The following is a 13281-nucleotide window of genomic DNA, read 5'->3' as shown; positions in this document are numbered from 1 at the left end:
TGATTAGCAACCTAATCTTCTCTGAACCGCAGCTCGAGCATCCTTTACGCTCCACGCATTTCCGGTTTGGTGCTATTTTGACGATCGCGCAAAATGAGATTGCCGGCCATGGGTCTCCAGGAAGACATCGAACGGGTCGAGCAGCACATCCGCGAGATCGAAGAGCGGATCGAGCGCCAGCGCGCGGTCATCTCCCAGGCAAAAGAAAACGGCCTGGCGACGGACGGCCCGAGCAACTTCCTGTGGTTCCTGAAAGAGACATTGAGCCTGAGCCGCGACCACTTGGCCAGGCTTCTGGCGGATGATTTTCGAGCGGGAGACTCGCCGTAGCGGGTGTCGCCGTAGACATATGCTTCAACCGCTGCCTTTTCGCTTTGCGCCCACCGACCGGAGGAACCGGCCGACAATCGCCGACCTGTGGCGATTATAGATTTGACAGACCTGCCTCTCGATCGCTTGCCCCGCTCCCACACGCAACACCGTGCCACCAAAAAAGCCGGACTTTTTCTCCCAGCGGCGACGTTTGTTATCCGTCATGGCCAGATATTTCTTTGAGCTCTCTCATAGCGGGGATGTCTACCACGACGCCCGGGGGAAAGAACTGCTGGGGCTGAAGGAGGCCAAGGAACGAGCCTTCGAAATCGCCCGCCGAATGCTGCTAAACGCAAAGACCAGCGATATCGTTTGCACAGTCCGCGACATCACTGGCAGACAGCTTTTGCAAATCAGGGTGCAATGCACGGTCCCCGCTGAGATCGAGTCGATGAACCGGCTCCAACCCGGCGGATGAATGCGGCCTACTCGCTCTTCGATTTTGCTCGCTTCCGCCCGGGCGTGCGAGGAGCCTCTTCAAATATATAATCGCCCGACCTGCGGCGATTATATATTTGACATAGCCGCTATTCCGAAACCCACTGGAGACGGGCCGCGTCTACGGCCTCAGCGCCCCATGTACTTGATAAAAGCTGCTCTAATGGCGTTTTTTTGTTTTTGCCATTTATTGGGATTCGTACAGGGGTCCATGCCGTCGCCTAGGAAAACCCAGTTAACGAACTGGTCAGCCGTTACTAAGCCACTTTTGGGAATGAAGTCTGTAATGTGAAGCGACTTGCCGTCCTTGACCGCACCGCACCAACCCCACCGCACGCAGACGTCGTGCATCAGGGCATCAAGCCAGCCTTCATTTCTTTGACTTCTTGTCTTCTTTCGGCGCCGGCGACTTCGCGACTTTCTTGTTAGGCGAGGGCGGAGCCTCTTCCCTAGGCTGGGCTCCTTTGACGACGTGCTTTAGGCGCGCGTTGAAGTTCTCTTCACCGTCGTCCGTTTCGCGCTCGCGGTCGGCTTCGCGGAACTTCTGTGCCCTCTTGGGTTCTACCGTCTTGGCCAAAACATCGTCTCCGTCCGCGCCGTCGGGCTCCACCAGAACTTCCTTGTCCAATCTAGCTTTCGGATGAGCCGGTCAATTTCCTTATCGCCTATATGCCCGCTGACTATGACACGGAACGTGGCGCCTTTCGACAGAATGCCAGTGGTTAATTCGCGCTCGCCTTCCCTCAGTGAGCCTTCTTTCTTGGGAGGCGGCGGCTTTTTGGCAGGCTGTTCAACTTGAACGTCTGCGATGAGTCGTTTGCCGCAGCGCCCTCGCCTACGGGGTCTTTCACGGTATCAGAAGACGGGGGGATGAGTCCCGAATTCATGCAAGGCGAAATCATGGTAGGCGCGACGATAGGTGCCGCTCTCGTCGGCCATAAGCAGGCTTTCCTTGGCGATGCCTGGCGGCGATTATCTGGTTGACAAACCCAAATGGAACTGCGATAACGATTCCAAGGAGTTATCGCTATGTCCGTTCTGTCCCGCCCCGAATTCCATGACGAAGCCAAGGCTTTCGAGCATGTCGAATCCATACTGTGGCCGAACGGTCCCGTTTGCCCCAAGTGCGGTAGCGTTGATCGCCACTACGCATTGAAGGGCGTTCGCACCAAGCCTTCCAAAAAGAACCCGAACGGCGTCGAGCGTCATGGCCTGTACAAGTGCAGCGCCTGCCGTTCGCAGTTTACCGTCCGCATGGGCACGATCTTCGAGGAAAGCCATCTGCCGCTTACCAAGTGGCTACAGGCAATCCACCTTATGTGCGCCTCGAAGAAGGGTATCAGCGCGCACCAGATGCACCGCATACTCGAATGCACCTATGAGGCCGCTTGGTTCCTGTGCCATCGCATTCGCCTTGCAATGGCGTCTGGCGAGCTTTCCCCGATGGGTGGCGGCGGTAAGACCGTTGAAGCGGACGAAACCTATATCGGTCGTTTGCAGGGTTCTCCCGTCAAGCGCGGCGGCAGCGCCCACAAGAACACGGTCGTCACGCTTGTCGAGCGCGGCGGCAAGGCCCGTTCATTCCATGTCGATACCGCCCGCATGGGCAATGTCATGCCAATCGTCCGCGCAAACATCGCCAAGGAAAGCGCGTTGATGACCGACGAAAGCGGTATCTATCGCCGCGCCGGTCAGGATTTCGCCTCGCACGAATTCGTCACGCATTCCAAGGACGAATACGTTCGCGGCAACGTCCACACCAACACCGTCGAAGGCTTCTTCTCGATCTTCAAGCGCGGCATGAAGGGCGTTTACCAGCATTGCAGCGAACACCACCTGCACCGCTACCTTGCCGAATTCGACTTCCGCTATTCGAACCGCATAGCCCTTGGCGTCGATGACGGCACCCGCGCTTTCATCGCCCTGAATGGTGCCAAGGGTAAGCGCCTCACCTATCGCAGACCTGCTTGACGATAAGCGACGACACTACCGCAAGCCGGTGCAACTCGAATTGCCGCTCTGGCGATATGCAAGGCACCGCAAGAAAAAGCCGGGGATCTAGTCCCCGGCAATTTGGTTGATCGGAACGGCTAGGCGGCTACGCCGCTAGCGCCGTCTTATCGACTGCGAAAATGGCCGCAGACGGATTCGATGCGTCCGAAACGGAAGCGCGTGTAGGGATTGACCCATACCATCGCAACACCCTCTTTTCAGAGCGTGGGCCTTGAAAAGAGGCGGCAGAGATGCGATTCTAGGCTGTGACGCTCTAGTGGTCGCGGGCCTCTACCGCCCTTTCCGACTGCTGGTCATCTGGGCCGCCTCACCGCTGCAATCGGTTTGGCGGCCTTTCCTTAGTCTCCCCTCAGGCGCCGATGACCCGTGGCGCGAGGGGCTACCAGTTCTCTTCACTGCCTATCCTCCATGAATCATGTTGGCCCGCTTGTAGGCGCCAACACGTATAACGAACGATTCGGGATTTTGCAATCGCGCCTTTTCGATTTGCGCGTTCGTTATGCGCCCAACTTGCGCAGGGAGACATGTTCTGTTAATGTCCCGCCCATCTAGAAGGCGCGAGGTGTCTCCATGACAGGCGAGAAGGTTGATTTCAGCGAGGCGGCCAACGCGGCGCGCGAAGCTGGCGACGACAAGAGTAAGCGTGAGCGGTCCCTGATCGATTTCCCCTACGTATCGCTTGAGGGAGCGGTAGAGGTGGCCCGAGCTATTTACAGCCGGTGCGCCTTCAGTTCCTGCGATCAGGACGAACTAGCCGCCGAGATGGGCCAAACCCTTAGCGGAGCATTCCGCATGAAGACTGGCGCGGCAAAGACATTTGCACTAGTCGAGAAGGATGGCCGCAGCGCTTTTCGGCTGTCCGACATTGGTAAGCGCATCGTCGCGCCAGAAACGGAACGGTCAGCGCGCGTCGAGGCGTTTTTGGCCGTACCCCTCTACAATCAGATTTATGAAAAATTTCGGGGGCATAATCTGCCTCCGATGAAGGCGCTCGAAAGGGAAATGGAGACGTTGGGAGTGCCGGCCAAACAAACCGACCGCGCACGGCAAGCGTTCGAACGCTCCGCACAATATGCGGGCTTCTCTGATAGCGGAAAAGACCGCCTCGTGCGTCCTCGCATGGAACAGACCTCCGCTTCGGAATCAGCGCCCGTAGCAGCAGAACGTTCGACATCAGTTCCGCCTCAAGAAAGGCGAGCCGGGGGCGGTGATGACGGCAATGGGAATGAGCCGCCCTCTATCGACCCAATCATCCGTGGCTTGATCGGCAGGCTTCCCCCGGCTGGGTCGCATTGGCCAAAGGCGAAGCGAAAGCTTTGGCTTCAAATCCTCGAAAATAGCTTTGATTTGGTCTATGAGGACGACAGCGACAAGGGAGATGCTTTCCAGTGACCAAGAAGCCCGCCCCAAGGGCGGAGGAATCGCAAGTCGAGAAGTTTCGCAAAGCCGCGCGGGAACTTGGAACGGACCAGTCCGACGAAGCCTTCGAGTCCGCTCTAGGCAAGATCGCCCACGCGCCCAAGCTCACCAATGAGCAGATAAAGGAATTGGCGCGGCGGAAGCGGAGTGACGCCAAAGATTAATGGGTAGAGTCCTTTCCCCCTTCGCTTTCTTCCGCCTCCTCAAGAGCCTTGAGCAGCGAGACGAAGTTGAGCGGCAATTCGGGATCGACTTCCAGCCCTAAAAGCTTGTGTAATGCGCGGCGGTTTTGCTCGTTTCGGATCATCGAGCGAATGGCTTCACCGCCAGCGTGAGGCCGCCTTTGTGCCATGGGATTCCGTCCCCGAATCGATTCCAAACTCCGTTCTCGGGGACGGGTTCCATGCCATCGTCAAAATTCCAGGGTGGTGCCGGCCTGTCTGGATTATATTCCTATCGCGCTCTTGGTTTGTCAACCAGATAATCGCCTGCCTGGCAGGGGTTCAAACCGTGAACAAAATCTGGCATGGTGCCTCCCATGCCACTCGTTTCCCCGATTCCCCTCAATCCCTTGATCGACGGCCGCCAGTCCGAGCGCGCCATGCTGGTGCGGCGCGGCGTGCAGCGGCTGCTCAGCGAAATGGGCGCGCATGTGCTGCCGGAGTTGTCCCTGGCGACCGGGCGGCGCGCCGATCTCGTCGCGCTGACCAGGCAGGGCGACATCTGGATCATCGAGATCAAATCCTCGATCGAGGATTTCAGAGTCGACCGCAAATGGCCGGACTACCGGCTGCATTCCGACCGCTTCTTCTTCGCCACCCATCCCGGCGTTGCCCAGGACATCTTTCCCGAGGAATGCGGCTTCATCCTCTCGGACGGCTATGGCGCGGAGATCCTGCGCGATGCGCCGGAACACCGCATGGCGGCGGCAACACGCAAGGCGCTGATGCTGCGGATCGCCCGCGCGGGCGCCGCGCGGCTCTTGGCAGCCGAGCTTGCCGGCGTCGCCGTGCCGGCGCTGGATGGCGAGAGCGAGTAGTCCGGTTCCCCGTCCCACGAAGTGGGCCGCCTTCGCGGGAACGAGGAAATAGGCGTCGCCGCGCGCCCTACTCCACGTCCTCATCGGCCCCGCCGGCCGCAGGCGCCGTCAGCAGCACGGCGGCGCCCAGCAGCGCGGCAAGCAGCGAGCCTGCAAGGATGCCGACCTTCACCGCGTCCTGAAGCGCCGGGTCGGAGGCGAAGGCGAGCAGGCCGATGAACAGGCTCATGGTGAAGCCTATGCCGCACAAGAGCGAAATGCCCAGCATATGCAGCCAACCGGCATTGGCCGGCAGGTCGGCGAGGCCGAACCGGATCGCCAGCGCCGAGGAGCCGAAAACACCGACCAGCTTGCCGAGGACCAGGCCGGCAGCGACGCCCAGGGTCAGCGGCTCGACAAGGGCCGCAAGGCTCAGGCCGCCGAGCGAGACGCCGGCATTGGCGAAGCCGAAGATCGGGATGACGAGGAAGGGCACGAGCCTATGCAGGCCGTGCTCCAGCCGGTGCAGCGGCGACTGTTCGAGATCCTGGCTGATGCCGGGAGAACGCTCCAGTGGGATGGTGAGCGCCAGCGCGACGCCGGCCAGCGTGGCATGCACGCCCGACTTCAGCACCAGCACCCATAAGACGACGCCAAGCAGGAGATACGGCCAGAGTTTCATGGCCCGCATGCGATTGAGCAGGACGAGCAAGGCGATGACGACGAAGGCGGCGGCCAGATAGGCGAGCGACAGGCCGCTGGTGTAGAACAGCGCGATGATGACGACGGCGCCGAGATCGTCGATGATGGCCAGAGCGGTGAGGAAGACCTTCAGCGAGGCGGGCACGCGGCTGCCGAGCAGCGAAAGCACGCCGAGCGCGAAGGCGATGTCGGTGGCGGTGGGGACCGCCCAGCCGGAAAGCGCTGCCTGATTGTCGCGGTTGATCAGGACATAGACCAGCGCCGGCACCGCCATGCCGCCGGCGGCGGCTATGCCGGGCAGCACGCGGCGCGGCCAGGTCGAGAGCTGTCCGTCCAGTATCTCGCGTTTGATCTCCAGTCCGACCAGCAGGAAGAACACCGCCATCAGCCCGTCATTGATCCAGTGCGAGACACTGAGCGGCCCGAGATAGGCATGCAGGACGGCGAAATAGGTTTCAGCCAAAGGCGAATTGGCGACGATCAGCGCAAGGGCCGCGGCCACCATCAGGATGATGCCGCCTGCGGCCTCGCCGTCGAGGAACTCGCGCAGGATCGATTTCGGCCGTTCGTCTTGCATTCCGCCTCCTCGCTTCCCTTTCGGCGGCGCGATGATGCTGAAACTTCAACGGCCGGGCAAGCATCGAAGGCAATCGTCGCTGCCCTCTCCTCCAGTTCCGAGCGCTAGCGCTGCCCCTCATCTGCCTGCCGGTATCTTCTCCCCGTGAACGGGGAGAAGGGCGCTGTCCCCGCGGTTTCGCCAATCACAAGCGTTGCAAGAAGGGCGCCAAGGCTGCGGGCAGCCCCTTCTCCCCGTCACTATACGGGGAGAAGTGCCCGGCAGGGCGATGAGGGGCAGCGCTGACTTTGGTGGGTTGGCATTTCAATACAAGCCGGACTGAGGCCGGCCTCGGGCGCATAATACTGCGCGCTCAGCGATACCTAACGCGGCGCCCGCTTTGCGAGAATCCGCTGCAGCGTGCGGCGGTGCATGTTCAGGCGGCGCGCCGTTTCAGAAACGTTGCGGTCGCACATTTCGTAAACGCGCTGGATGTGCTCCCAGCGCACGCGGTCGGCCGACATCGGATTTTCCGGGGGCGCCGCGCGCTCGCCTGAGGTGCGGGTGAGCGCGGCGAAGACATCGTCGGCATCGGCGGGCTTGGAAAGATAGTCGACGGCGCCGAGCTTCACCGCCGTCACGGCGGTGGCGATGTTGCCGTAGCCGGTCAGGATGATGGCGCGGGCGTCGTCGCGCTTCTCGCGGATGGCCGCCACGACATCGAGGCCGTTGCCGTCGCCGAGCCGCATGTCGACCACCGCATAAGCCGGCGGATGGGCGCGCGCCTTGGCGACCGCCTCTTCCACGCTCTCCGCCGTCTCGACCACGAAGCCCCTTGTCTCCATGGCCCGGGCAAGCCGGGTGAGGAACGGCTTGTCATCCTCGACGATGAGCAGCGAGGTGTCCTCGCCCTCGACCATTGCGCCAGTCGTTTCGTCTCCGCTCATCTTATCGGCATCCTACTGACCTGAAGCGCGCCACGCAGAACCTATTCTGCCGAAGACCCTTCCGATCCTTGTTTCCGGGCATATCGTCTTCCCAAGCCGCTGCACAGTTTTAGGCGACATGCCTCACTTTTACGCAGATACAGTCCCGCAAGGGCAATGTCCAATTTTTAGAGCCGGCAACAGAGCTGCCATGCGGCAATTGCAAAGGTTACGCGCTATCCAACCGAGGTTTAGGCATTGTCGAACATGGTGGCCGAGGCCTGTTCCTGGTTGAGGAAGAGGCCGCGCGGCCAGGATATCTGCACCACCGCGCCTTCGCCGAGCCCGCTCGAATTGCGGAAATCGATGGTTGCGCCGGAACGCTCCAGCAAGGTCTTGGCGATGAACAGTCCGAGCCCCAGGCCGCCGCCGGCCTCCGTGCCCTGGCGCGTCGACATATAGGGCTCGCCGATGCGGTCGATGATCTCGGCCGGGAATCCCGGCCCGTCATCAATGATGGAGAAGGTAACCGCCTCATTGTCCCAGCTCCAGCTTACGGTGACGGAGCTGCGGGCGAAATCGACGGCGTTCTCGACCAGGTTGCCGAGCCCGTAGATGACGCCGGGGTTGCGCTGGCCGACCGGCTCGGGGCCGATGCGCTCGCCGGGCCGCAGCTGGATCGAGATGCCGAAATCGCGATGCGGCGCCGTCACCTCCTCGATCAGCGAGGTGAGCGGCATGCGCGACAGATGCGCTTCGCCCTCCGAGGAAAGGCTGGTCAGCCGCTTCAGGATCTCGCGGCAACGCTCGCTCTGCGAGCGCAGGAGCTTGACGTCCTCGCCGTATTTCGGGTCCTTGCCGAGCGCCTTTTCCATCTCCTTGGCCACCACGGTGATGGTGGCCAGAGGCGTGCCGAGCTCATGCGCGGCGGCGGCGGCCAGCCCGTCCAGCGCCGACAGATGCTGCTCGCGCTGCAGCACCAGCTCGGTGGCGGCAAGCGCATTGGCGAGCAGGCGCGCTTCCGCCGCAACGCGGAAGGCATAGATGGCGGTGAAGGCTATCGATGCGAAGACCGCCATCCATATGCCGGCGACATAGATGAAGGGCATCGCCAGTGGCGATCCCTCGTACCAGGGCAGCGGCAGGTGGAAGAACACCAGAAGGGTTGCAGCCACTATGACCAGCGCGCCGAGGATCGCGGTGAAGCGCAGCGGCAGCGACGCGGCCGAGATGACGACCGGCACCGAAAGCAGCACGCAAAACGGATTGGTCAGGCCGCCGGTCATGTAAAGCAGGCCGGTGAGCTGGATGCCGTCGAAGGTGAGGATGGCAAAGGCCGAAAACGGGGTGAGCCGATGCGCCGCCGGATAGCGGAAGGTCAGCCAGAGGTTCATCCAGGCCGAGCAGGCGATCAGCGCGAAGCACATCGACACCGGCAGCGGGAACTTCAGTCCATAGGCGACGACGAGCACCGCAATGCTCTGGCCGACGATGGCGAGCCAGCGCAGACGGATCAGCGTGTTGAGCCGCAGCCGCTGGCTCTGCTGGGAATCGGGCGCGCGCAGGATGTTGATCATGGTCAAGGATTACAGCCGCAGGAGCGGAAGCGATAGAGCTTCGTCAAGTCCCGCGTGGCTTGGCGCGGCTGGTGGCGGCGGCCAGAAGCGGGTTTTCCGGCCAGACATGCTTTGGATAGCGGCCGCGCATGTCGGTGCGCACATCGGCCCAGGAACCGCGCCAGAAGCCAGGGAGGTCGCGCGTCGTCTGGATCGGCCGGTGCGCCGGCGACAGCAATTCCAGCGTCAGCGGCACGGTGCCGTTGGCGATTGCCGGATGACGGTCAAGGCCGAACAGCTCCTGCACACGGACCGAAAGCACCGGCCATTCGCCGTCATAGCGGATCGGCACGTGGCTGCCGGACGGAGCGTCGAAATGGGTCGGCGCCAGCGAGTCGACCTTGCGCTGCAGGTCGTGCGGGACCAGCGCCATGAGCGCCGAAGACAAAGTCGCCGGCTTGATTGCTGCGAAGGAGGCGTCGCCGGCGAGAAACGGCAGGAGCCAGTCGTCGAGCCGGTCCAGAAGCGCGGCATCGGAAACGTCCGGCCAGGGCGCGCCGAGGCCGCGATGCAGCCAGCCGAGCCGCTGACGGAGCGTCTCCGCCTCCTTGCCCCAGTCGAGCAGCGACAGGCCATGCTCGCGCAAAGCAACGAGAATGGCGCGGTCGGCATCCGCGCCGGACGGCGCCGGCAGCATGCGCCCGGAAAGCGTGATAGCGCTGAGCCTGGCAGTCTCGCGCATGCGCACGGCACGGCGCTCGCGGTCGAAGCTCGCCTCGCGCTTGGTCTCGATGCGGTCTGCGAGGGCGGCGCGGATATCCGCTTCTTCAACAGGGGCGGCGGCGGTGATGCGGGCGTTCTGCGCCTTGCCCTGGAGGTCGGCGACGACGAGCCAGGTTTCATTGGCGAGCGGATCGGCGGCGTCGACCATTGCGCCCGAGCCGTTGGCAAGCACGAAGCGGCCTCGCTCGCCGCGCGCCCTTGCCACGCGATCCGGCCAGGCGTGGATGAGGAGGGCGCCGGCGGAGGCCGCCTCGCCGCCCCGCCCGCCACCGGCCTGCCTGGCCAAACGCTCGGCGAGCTGCCTGGCGGCATTGGCGCGGGAGGATTTCTCGCCGCGAAACCGGATCAGACGCCGCTCCAGGTCGGCGCTGTCGCCGCCCAGCCCACGCTCGGTCAAGAGCACGGCAAGCGTCGCCGCATCCCGCGCATGGCCGGTCTTCGCCGCTTCGGCCACCATATGCGCCAGCCGCACCGGCAGCACCAGCTTGCGCATGGCGGCGCCTGCTTCCGTAAGCCGCCCTGCCTCATCGATGGCGTGCAGCGCCCTGAGCAGAACCCTCGCCTCGTTGAGCGCCGGGGCCGGCGGCGGATCGAGGAATGAAAGGCTCGACGGGTCGGCGACGCCGAAAGCGGCGCAGTCGAGCAGCAGGCCGGACAGATCGGCCTCGAGGATTTCCGGCGGCGTGAAGGCGGGAAGCGACGCGGTCTGCTCCGCGCGCCACAGGCGCACCGCCACACCGGCTTGCGTGCGCCCGGCGCGGCCGGCGCGCTGATCGGCCGAAGCCCTGCTGACGCGCACTGTCTCTAGCCTGGTCAGGCCACTCGCCGGCTCGTAGCGCGGCAGCCGCGACAGGCCGGAATCGATAACGACGCGCACGCCGTCGATGGTGATCGAGGTCTCGGCGATCGAGGTCGCCAGCACCACCTTGCGGCGGCCGGCCGGCGCCGGCCTGATCGCCTGATCCTGCGCCTTGTTGTCGAGCTGGCCGTAGAGCGGAACGACGTCGGTGTCGGCCGCGACATTGCCCGCGAGCCGCTCGGCGGTGCGCTCGATCTCGCGCTGTCCAGGCAGGAAGGCGAGCACGCTGCCTTGCTCGCCAGCCAACGCAGAGCGCACGGCCTTAGTCATGGCATCCTCGATCGCCGTACCGGCCGGTCGTTCGTCGTAGCGGATCTCGACCGGGAAGGCGCGGCCCTCACTTTCGATCACCGGCGCTTCCGACAAAAGCTTCGCGACGCGCGCGCCGTCGAGCGTCGCCGACATGACCAGCAGACGCAGGTCCGGCCGCAGCGCGCCCTGCACGTCAAGCGCCAGCGCCAGGCCGAAATCGCCGTCCAGCGAACGCTCGTGGAACTCGTCGAAGATAACCGCCGAGACGCCCGGCAGCTCCGGATCGTCGAGGATCATGCGCGAGAGCACGCCTTCGGTGACGACCAGGATCTTTGTCCGCGCCGAGGTCCGGTTCTCCATGCGCATGGCGTAACCCACCGTGCCGCCGGGCTCCTCGCCCAGCAACTCGGCCATGCGGCGCGCGGCGGCGCGGGCGGCGAGCCGCCGCGGCTCGAGGAGCACGATCCGGCCCTGCCCTAGCCAAGACGCGTCGAGCAGGGCCAGCGGCACCAGCGTCGTCTTGCCGGCGCCTGGCGGCGCCACCAGCACGGCGCTGTTGCGCCCCGAGAGCGCTTCGCCAAGTGCCGGCAGCACAGCGGTGACCGGAAGCTCCGGCAAGGGTTTCGTCGTCATGTCGCCCGCATATCAGCGGTCGCGATTGCTGCGCAACTCAAAGCCGAGCGCGCGTAAACGGGTTCCAGCGCACGGTGCCAAGCCGTACTTCCTCGCGCACCATGGTCAGGAGGCCAGAGGCGCCGACGACTGCAAGGCCGACCAGTGTCATCGCGTCGGGATGTTCGTTGAAGAACATAGCACCGAGGATGACCGCCCAGACGATCTGCGAATAATGCGTCGGCGCGATGCGGTTGGCGGGTGCATATTTGGCCGCCAGGAGATGCAGCAATTGGCCGCCGGCAGTAAACAGACCGCCCAGGACCAGCCAGCCCAGTTGCCACAGACTGGGAAGCGAAAACGAGGTTGCGGCGGCTCCGGCGCCGTTGAACAGCAGGCCGTAGCCGATCAGCGTGCCCAACATGGTGGTGCGCTTTTCTTGCTGGGCGAGAGAGCGCATCAGGATGACGATGGCTGCCGCGACGAAGGCGTTGGCAAAGGCGGCGAGATGGCCGAGATGCAAGTCGCGAAAGCCTGGCCGCACCACCAGCATGACGCCGACAAAGCCTGCAACCACGGCCAGCCACCGCCAGGGACCGACCTTTTCCTTGAGGATGACGGTCGAAAGCACGGTGACGAGCAACGGGGCCAGAAACAGCAGGGCGTAGACCTCCGCCAGCGGAATGGTGGTGAAGGCATAGACGCTGAGCACGCCAGACATGATGCCGGCCAAGGCGCGCGCCTGAACGGCCCACGGCCGCCTGGTGCGCCAGAAATCGCGCCAGCGTTCCTCCTTCGGCCGAGTGAAGAAGAGGAAACAGCCGGCAAACAAGGTCACGAAGAAACCGATCTCGAAGACGGTCAGTTGCCCGCCCAGACCCTTGATGACGGCGTCGCTGAACGAATAGTTTGCGTAGGCGAGAAGGGCGAGCAGGATTCCGTTCGGCACGATACCATTTCCGGGAGAGAAGACATGAAGATACTGGCGCTGGGGGCGCATCCCGACGACATCGAGATATTCATGTTCGGTACGCTGGCCGCCTATGCCGCGCAAGGCGCAGAACTGACTTTCGCAATAGCCACCGATGGTGCCAGAGGCGGCATGGGCGACCGCAAGGTGCTTGCCCGGTTGCGGCGCGAGGAAGCGGCCAAGGCGGCGGGCCTGCTCGGCGTCGAGCCGCGCTTCCTCGACTTTCCCGACGGCGAGCTCGTCGCCGACGCCGCGTTCATTGCGGCGCTAAAGGCGCTGATCGGCGAGGTGAAGCCCGATCTCGCCATCACCCATGCGCCCTACGACTATCATGGCGACCACCGCGCCCTGTCCGACGGCGTGCGCATCGCCGCATCCTTCGCGGTCCCGGTGCTGCATGTCGACACGCTCGGCGGCACCGGTTTTTCGCCGACGCACTATGTCGAGATTTCGCAGCATTGGGACGTCAAGGCTGAAGCGATCCGGGCGCACCAGTCGCAAGGCCCGGAGCATTATGTGCACAGGGCGCGCCTCCAGAACGAGTTTCGCGCCGGCCAGTGCAACGGCGCCTCCGGCGCGCTGGCGGAGGCCTTCCGCTTCGAGCCGATCTTTCCCTTCGCAGACATACGCGCATTGCTGCCGCCGGCGCCATCGATCCGGCCGGTGACGACAAGCCCAGGCCCGGCCGTCCCGACCAACTGACGGCAGCAGGCCGGAAACGTCCGGCGATCATTTCCCAACGATTTCAATGACACGGCTCGCCATGCTGCGGCGCAGCAACGAATTCGCTTGCGTTGTTTAGTAA

General features: G+C 63.5%; 14 protein-coding genes. 7 read left to right on the top strand and 7 right to left on the bottom strand.

Annotation, left to right across the window (positions count from 1 at the left end):
• The first annotated feature begins 108 nt into the window (after positions 1–108).
• Both P9273_RS01135 and P9273_RS01130 read left to right on the top strand, forming a co-directional pair.
• Positions 109–330 (top strand): hypothetical protein, encoded by a 222-nt coding sequence (locus P9273_RS01135; protein WP_278047259.1) that lies wholly within the window; start codon positions 109–111, stop codon positions 328–330.
• A gap of 205 nt (positions 331–535) precedes the next feature.
• Positions 536–790, top strand: coding sequence for a DUF6894 family protein (locus P9273_RS01130; protein ID WP_278047258.1), 255 nt, complete (start codon positions 536–538; stop codon positions 788–790).
• Positions 791–1180: 390 nt separating this feature from the next.
• Here P9273_RS01130 and P9273_RS01125 read toward each other — a convergent pair whose 3' ends face one another.
• Positions 1181–1438 carry a hypothetical protein gene (locus tag P9273_RS01125; protein ID WP_278047257.1) on the bottom strand — a complete coding sequence of 86 codons (258 nt, stop codon included), beginning with the start codon at positions 1436–1438 and terminating at the stop codon, positions 1181–1183.
• A 401-nt stretch (positions 1439–1839) separates the two neighbouring features.
• Here P9273_RS01125 and P9273_RS01120 point away from each other — a divergent pair, with 401 nt between their 5' ends.
• From P9273_RS01120 to P9273_RS01110, 3 genes are all read left to right on the top strand, one after another.
• Positions 1840–2781, top strand: coding sequence for an IS1595 family transposase (locus P9273_RS01120; RefSeq protein ID WP_278047256.1), 942 nt, complete (start codon positions 1840–1842; stop codon positions 2779–2781).
• 612 nt (positions 2782–3393) lie between these two features.
• Positions 3394–4215: a hypothetical protein gene (locus P9273_RS01115; protein WP_278047255.1), complete on the top strand. Its 822-nt coding sequence runs from the start codon at positions 3394–3396 to the stop codon at positions 4213–4215.
• Entirely contained in the window at positions 4212–4406 is a 195-nt protein-coding gene (locus tag P9273_RS01110; protein WP_278047254.1) for a hypothetical protein, read from the top strand. The genes P9273_RS01115 and P9273_RS01110 overlap by 4 nt, the downstream gene beginning before the upstream one ends.
• On the opposite strand, the gene P9273_RS01105 is transcribed toward P9273_RS01110, so the two are convergent.
• The gene (locus tag P9273_RS01105; RefSeq protein ID WP_278047253.1) at positions 4403–4594 is read right to left on the bottom strand and encodes a hypothetical protein; all 192 of its coding nucleotides are present in this window, start codon (positions 4592–4594) and stop codon (positions 4403–4405) included. The two genes, P9273_RS01110 and P9273_RS01105, sit on opposite strands and share 4 nt — an antisense overlap.
• Positions 4595–4780: 186 nt before the next feature.
• On the opposite strand from P9273_RS01105, the gene P9273_RS01100 reads away from it, so the two are divergent.
• On the top strand, positions 4781–5281 hold the full coding sequence (locus P9273_RS01100) for an MmcB family DNA repair protein (RefSeq protein ID WP_278047252.1): 501 nt from the start codon (positions 4781–4783) through the stop codon (positions 5279–5281).
• A 67-nt stretch (positions 5282–5348) separates the two neighbouring features.
• Here P9273_RS01100 and nhaA read toward each other — a convergent pair whose 3' ends face one another.
• The 5 genes from nhaA to P9273_RS01075 form a co-directional block, all read right to left on the bottom strand.
• Positions 5349–6539: a Na+/H+ antiporter NhaA gene (gene nhaA / locus P9273_RS01095; protein ID WP_278047251.1), complete on the bottom strand. Its 1191-nt coding sequence runs from the start codon at positions 6537–6539 to the stop codon at positions 5349–5351.
• A 362-nt stretch (positions 6540–6901) separates the two neighbouring features.
• Entirely contained in the window at positions 6902–7465 is a 564-nt protein-coding gene (locus tag P9273_RS01090; RefSeq protein ID WP_040993706.1) for an ActR/PrrA/RegA family redox response regulator transcription factor, read from the bottom strand.
• A 230-nt stretch (positions 7466–7695) separates the two neighbouring features.
• On the bottom strand, positions 7696–9021 hold the full coding sequence (locus tag P9273_RS01085) for an ActS/PrrB/RegB family redox-sensitive histidine kinase (RefSeq protein ID WP_278047773.1): 1326 nt from the start codon (positions 9019–9021) through the stop codon (positions 7696–7698).
• Between the two features lie 43 nt (positions 9022–9064).
• Positions 9065–11527 carry an ATP-dependent helicase HrpB gene (gene hrpB / locus P9273_RS01080; protein ID WP_278047250.1) on the bottom strand — a complete coding sequence of 821 codons (2463 nt, stop codon included), beginning with the start codon at positions 11525–11527 and terminating at the stop codon, positions 9065–9067.
• A 37-nt stretch (positions 11528–11564) separates the two neighbouring features.
• Entirely contained in the window at positions 11565–12455 is an 891-nt protein-coding gene (locus P9273_RS01075) for a DMT family transporter (protein WP_278047249.1), read from the bottom strand.
• Between the two features lie 24 nt (positions 12456–12479).
• Here P9273_RS01075 and P9273_RS01070 point away from each other — a divergent pair, with 24 nt between their 5' ends.
• Entirely contained in the window at positions 12480–13178 is a 699-nt protein-coding gene (locus tag P9273_RS01070; protein ID WP_278047248.1) for a PIG-L deacetylase family protein, read from the top strand.
• Positions 13179–13281: the final 103 nt, after the last annotated feature.

Origin of the sequence: Mesorhizobium sp. WSM4935, assembly GCF_029625735.1 — a bacterium.
Lineage (GTDB): Bacteria > Pseudomonadota > Alphaproteobacteria > Rhizobiales > Rhizobiaceae > Mesorhizobium.
The sequence above is the reverse complement of the archived record's forward strand: the minus strand, read 5'-3'. Positions and strand labels throughout refer to the sequence as shown.

Excerpts from the sequence above, each read along its gene's own strand:
- P9273_RS01135 (WP_278047259.1), top strand. The coding sequence starts at position 109 with ATGGGTCTCCAGGAAGACATCGAACGGGTCGAGCAGCACATCCGCGAG.
- P9273_RS01130 (WP_278047258.1), top strand. The coding sequence starts at position 536 with ATGGCCAGATATTTCTTTGAGCTCTCTCATAGCGGGGATGTCTACCAC.
- P9273_RS01120 (WP_278047256.1), top strand. The coding sequence starts at position 1,840 with ATGTCCGTTCTGTCCCGCCCCGAATTCCATGACGAAGCCAAGGCTTTC.
- P9273_RS01115 (WP_278047255.1), top strand. The coding sequence starts at position 3,394 with ATGACAGGCGAGAAGGTTGATTTCAGCGAGGCGGCCAACGCGGCGCGC.
- P9273_RS01105 (WP_278047253.1), bottom strand. The coding sequence starts at position 4,594 with ATGGCACAAAGGCGGCCTCACGCTGGCGGTGAAGCCATTCGCTCGATG.
- P9273_RS01100 (WP_278047252.1), top strand. The coding sequence starts at position 4,781 with ATGCCACTCGTTTCCCCGATTCCCCTCAATCCCTTGATCGACGGCCGC.
- nhaA (WP_278047251.1), bottom strand. The coding sequence starts at position 6,539 with ATGCAAGACGAACGGCCGAAATCGATCCTGCGCGAGTTCCTCGACGGC.
- P9273_RS01090 (WP_040993706.1), bottom strand. The coding sequence starts at position 7,465 with ATGAGCGGAGACGAAACGACTGGCGCAATGGTCGAGGGCGAGGACACC.
- P9273_RS01085 (WP_278047773.1), bottom strand. The coding sequence starts at position 9,021 with ATGATCAACATCCTGCGCGCGCCCGATTCCCAGCAGAGCCAGCGGCTG.
- hrpB (WP_278047250.1), bottom strand. The coding sequence starts at position 11,527 with ATGACGACGAAACCCTTGCCGGAGCTTCCGGTCACCGCTGTGCTGCCG.
- P9273_RS01070 (WP_278047248.1), top strand. The coding sequence starts at position 12,480 with ATGAAGATACTGGCGCTGGGGGCGCATCCCGACGACATCGAGATATTC.